Raw genomic sequence first — 3,456 nt, forward strand, 5'->3', positions numbered from 1 at the left:
TGATCGTGAGCACGACCATCGGATTGCCGTTTACATTTCATGCCTATATTATATATAAAAATGACTTTACTTTGTGAAAACTTAGTAGCTAGAAAAGGCCGCGTTCCTCAACCACTGCATCAGTATCTGGCTATTGCAAAACAGACCTTGTATCATTTCCCGCCTTTTACCGGCCAGCCCACAAAGCTTTTTATCAACACCAAACCTGCTGTTATTTATGAAAGGCATTCTCTTGGCCGGTGGTTTGGGCACTCGCCTCTACCCACTTACCCGCAACACCAACAAACATCTGCTGCCGGTCAATGGCAAACCGATGATTTATTACCCGTTATCCACCCTAATATTAGCGGGCATCCATGACATCTTACTGATCAGCACCCCGCGCGACCTGCCCACTTTTAAACAACTACTCGGCGACGGCAGCTCATTCGGCGTTACCCTAAGCTACGCCGAACAACCCTCCCCCGACGGCATCGCCCAAAGCTTTATTATTGGTGAAGACTTTATCGGCAAAGACCCTGCCTGCCTGATATTGGGCGATAACTACTTTGCAGGCGACGGCCTTGAGTCCCTTTTAAAAAAAGCCGCCGCCCACACCGAAGGCGCTAGCGTATTTGCCTATCCAGTCGATAATCCCGAACAATTCGGCGTAATAGAACTGGACAATGAAAACCGCCCTATTTCCATCGAAGAAAAACCTAAATATCCCAAATCCAACCTTGCTGTCACCGGACTTTATTTTTACGACAATCGGGTTGTTGAAATGGCCAAGCAGGTTAAACTTTCGAAGCGGGGAGAACTGGAGATAAACGGCATCAATGAAAATTATTTACAGCAAAAAAAGCTATTCGTTCAAGTGTTGAAACAGGATTTCACCTGGAGGGATATGGGGATAAAAACAAGCTATCAGAAAAGCAATAAAATCTCTAAGGAAACCCTGCAAAATCCCCATTGATTCAGCGCGGATGAGATAATGTCAGCGTTCCCGCATCACTGCCTCGATCATGTTGCAATTGTCCCTTGGCGAAGAAGATTTTCCCCATCATCAGTCCAAGACGCTGAAGACGCGCAAGCGCGTATTTCTTGAGCAAATGGAGCAAGTGGTTCCTTGGTCGGATTGGGTGGCGTTGATTGCACCGCATGCGCCGAGCAAGCGTCCCGGCAAGGCGGGTCGCCCACCGTTTTTGGTCGAAACGATGCTGCGGATTCACTTTTTACAGCAGTGGTTCAACCTGTCGGATTCGGCAATGGAAGAGGCACTGCACGATATGGCGTTATTTCGTCACTTTGCGGGCCTCGATTTGACCCGTGACAATATGCCGATAAGACGACGATTCTGCGGTTTCGCCAAGAAGCACGACATAGGGTCGCAGATGCTGGCTGCGGTCAATGCGCGTTTGTCAGAGCGCGGGTTGCTGTTCAAGGCCGGTACGCTGGTTGACGCGACGATTATCGCCGCGCCCGGTTCGACCAAGAACAAGACAGGCGAGCGTGATCCCGAGATGCACTCGACGAAAAAGGGCAATCAGTGGCACTTTGGTATGAAGGCGCACATAGGCGTAGATGCCGAATCGGGGTTGGTGCATACGGTGGTGGGCACGGCGGCCCATGTGCACGATGTGACGCAAGCGGCCGAGTTGTTGCACGGCCATCGGCAAACTGGCAAACTGGCAAACTGGCAAACTGGCAAACTGGCAAACCGCATTGAAACGCTCAAGGCACGCGTGCGTGCCAAAGTGGAGCATCCGTTTCGCGTCATCAAGCGCCAGTTCGGGCATGTGAAGGTTCGGTATCGTGGCCTGGCCAAGAACACGGCACAACTCTACACACTGTTTGCGCTGTCCAACTTTTGGATGGTGCGCGGGCAGTTATTGCCCGCCAAGGGATGATTGTGCCCTGAATCGGCAGAAATGCCGGTTCAGGGGCAAAAAACAGGGGATTTCTCTCGAACATCGCCTGTTTTGTTCAAAATGGACTTTTTATCCGGTCGTCGCACTTCCACCTGAAAACTGAATTGTTCAGGCTTTCCCTAATTCTTAATCTTGACAAACATGTCAGCTACGGTACTTCCGTAGAGAGCCGAACCTTTCTCATTAAGATGATGATTGTCATGATAAATCAAACTCCCCTGATAAATCGGTGGTGTGGCAAAAATCCCTAGATTCATAAATTCCCAAAATTGAGTTGATGGGTATCGAGCCACAATATTTTGTACAGCTTGATTAGCATTCTTCCAATCTTGGTTGAGAGATGGATCACGACGAAGCCCCAATTTTTCCAACCGTCTAAGACGTAACACATCGGACGAAAGCATCGGTATTTGCCAGAGCACAATAACCTGTTTTTTATGTGCCTCGCAATCTTTCAGAAATCTCTCCAAAGCATCGCGAAAACCCTGGCTTTGCATTTGATATTGCCACATTCCTGCAACCACAATAACGGATGCATCACTCAAAAAATGCGAAATGTATTTGATCGATGAGGCACAATCCGCCCGGGCGTAATCTGGTATCCGCTCAATATCAAAACCAGGAATCGTGACGCAACTGCTCGCTGTAACAACACGGAAACGCTGATTGGTCTTTTCCCCCACCTTATCAAAAAACAAATTAAGTTGAGCAGCATGGCTGTCGCCAAGGACCAAAATAGGCTTGGATTCACTATCTCTCTGACCACGTATGCAATCACCAAACTGGTGACCATGACAAATTGTGGCAGGGTTCGCATATCTGGTTTCTTCCAAAGGTAGAGGTTTCTCTATTGCTGCATTAACCCGATTGGCAATCATCAGAGGCAAACATGCAAGTATGATATTACGGAAAAAGCTTCTACTGGATAACTGTTTTTTTCGAAATGGGATTTCTATCCATTTTTCAGAAATATAGGAAAGGAAAAGAATCAGCAAAATAGCCAATAAAAGAATATCAAAGCTTAATATGTAATTTTCAAAAACATATCGAAAAAATGCGAGCACTGGCCAATGCCAAAGATACAAAGAATAAGATAATCCACCAATCCATATCATTGGTGTAGCAGAGAGAAAAGACGTAAATCGTCCTCCATAACCACTAATCACCAGCGCTGTACCAAGACAAGGAATAAGAAATAACAGCCCTGGGAAATTACTGCCTTCTGTCATAAAGATAAAACTACAGGCAATAAAAATGAAACCCAGCCCCTGTGCCAGGGTTCTCCATTTCTGTAAATAAATTTTGCCAAAAATTCGATTATTTTTGATTATTTTTAAAGGTATCCCCCCCAACGCGAGCAAAACACCTATCAAAAACTCTGGAGTTCTAATAATAAGAGAAAAATACGATGCTCTTTTTTCTCCCTGCATCAGCAGCATCATACCAAAAACTATTAAAATAAGGGTCTTAGGAAGCAAACATGTTTTTATGGCATGATAACTTCCTGATATGACTGGTAAAAATAGGTACTTCAAACGTTCGAAAA

The 3,456-nt window shown here is 46.0% G+C and carries 3 protein-coding genes; 2 read left to right on the forward strand and 1 reads right to left on the reverse strand.

The window, feature by feature from the left end:
* The first annotated feature begins 217 nt into the window (after positions 1-217).
* Positions 218-955 carry a sugar phosphate nucleotidyltransferase gene (locus AXE65_RS04180; protein WP_079214035.1) on the forward strand — a complete coding sequence of 246 codons (738 nt, stop codon included), beginning with the start codon at positions 218-220 and terminating at the stop codon, positions 953-955.
* A 49-nt stretch (positions 956-1,004) separates the two neighbouring features.
* The gene (locus tag AXE65_RS04185) at positions 1,005-1,889 is read left to right on the forward strand and encodes an IS5 family transposase (protein WP_068388549.1); all 885 of its coding nucleotides are present in this window, start codon (positions 1,005-1,007) and stop codon (positions 1,887-1,889) included.
* Between the two features lie 140 nt (positions 1,890-2,029).
* Here AXE65_RS04185 and AXE65_RS04190 read toward each other — a convergent pair.
* The coding region (locus tag AXE65_RS04190) for an acyltransferase family protein (RefSeq protein ID WP_204376514.1) at positions 2,030-3,456 on the reverse strand (1,427 nt) is incomplete at its 5' end.

The sequence above is a fragment of the Ventosimonas gracilis genome, from assembly GCF_001580025.1.
In the GTDB taxonomy this organism is placed as follows: domain Bacteria; phylum Pseudomonadota; class Gammaproteobacteria; order Pseudomonadales; family Pseudomonadaceae; genus Ventosimonas; species Ventosimonas gracilis.